General features: G+C 49.2%; 1 protein-coding gene. It reads left to right on the top strand.

Annotation, left to right across the window (positions count from 1 at the left end):
• Positions 1-566, top strand: a 566-nt coding sequence (locus IEW45_RS14940; RefSeq protein ID WP_188622034.1) for a chlorophyll a/b-binding protein, incomplete at its 5' end; no start/stop codon positions are given.
• Between the last annotated feature and the right edge of the window lie 146 nt (positions 567-712).

The following is a 712-nucleotide window of genomic DNA, read 5'->3' as shown; positions in this document are numbered from 1 at the left end:
GATGGGACACTGCTGGACTATCAGCTGACCCGGAAACCTTCGCCAGGAACCGGGAGCTGGAGGTGATTCACAGCAGATGGGCCATGCTTGGTGCACTTGGCTGCACCTTCCCAGAGATCCTTGAGAAGAATGGTGTGAAATTCGGCGAGGCCGTGTGGTTCAAGGCTGGTTCACAGATCTTCTCGGAGGGAGGACTTGACTACTTGGGCAACCCAAACCTGATCCATGCTCAAAGCATCCTTGCCATCTGGGCTGTTCAGGTTGTGCTCATGGGGTTTGTTGAAGGTTACAGAGTTGGTGGAGGACCACTTGGTGAAGGACTTGACCCAATCTACCCTGGTGGTGCTTTTGACCCTCTTGGTCTGGCTGATGACCCTGATGCATTCGCTGAGTTGAAGGTCAAGGAACTCAAGAACGGTCGCTTGGCTATGTTCTCCATGTTTGGTTTCTTTGTTCAGGCCATTGTCACTGGCAAGGGCCCTATTCAGAACCTTTACGACCACGTTGCTGATCCTGTTGCCAACAATGCTTGGGCTTATGCCACTAACTTTGTCCCTGGACAATGAGGATGCCTACATGCAATGCAATCTTCTGCTCCCTTTTGCAGTTCCCTTGTGTTTAACTCCATTTTCACTAATGTAACTACACCTGTGTAGCAGAAAAATCTGTATGAGAACCATTATATTTTTATATATTAGAAATTTGGGTCCCC

Origin of the sequence: Flavobacterium suaedae (assembly GCF_014642915.1) — a bacterium.
Taxonomy (GTDB): domain Bacteria; phylum Bacteroidota; class Bacteroidia; order Flavobacteriales; family Flavobacteriaceae; genus Flavobacterium; species Flavobacterium suaedae.
The sequence above is the reverse complement of the archived record's forward strand: the minus strand, read 5'-3'. Positions and strand labels throughout refer to the sequence as shown.